Source organism: Nocardioides malaquae, assembly GCF_015070385.1.
In the GTDB taxonomy this organism is placed as follows: Bacteria; Actinomycetota; Actinomycetes; order Propionibacteriales; family Nocardioidaceae; genus Nocardioides; species Nocardioides malaquae.
The window spans coordinates 1-264 of record NZ_JADCSA010000530.1 but is presented as its reverse complement, the minus strand read 5'-3'; the positions used below and the strand labels follow the sequence as shown (position 1 = coordinate 264).

At 57.2% G+C, this 264-nt stretch carries 1 protein-coding gene; it reads left to right on the top strand.

The features are described from left to right. A partial coding sequence (locus IEQ44_RS16040; RefSeq protein ID WP_193639434.1) for an ATP-binding cassette domain-containing protein occupies positions 1-264 on the top strand: 264 nt, incomplete at both ends.

Here is a 264-nt window from a genome sequence, read left to right as displayed (position 1 = left end):
GCATCAGGTACGCGACAGCTACCATCAAAACCTGTTATGGATAGGCCATCAGCCGGGGATCAAAACCCGGCTGACGGCGTTAGAAAATCTGCACTTTTATCATCGCGATGGCGATACCGCACAATGTCTGGAAGCCCTGGCGCAGGCCGGGCTTGCCGGATTCGAAGATATTCCTGTAAATCAGCTCTCGGCCGGGCAACAACGCCGCGTCGCTTTAGCGCGTCTGTGGCTGACCCGTGCCACGTTATGGATCCTCGACGAGCC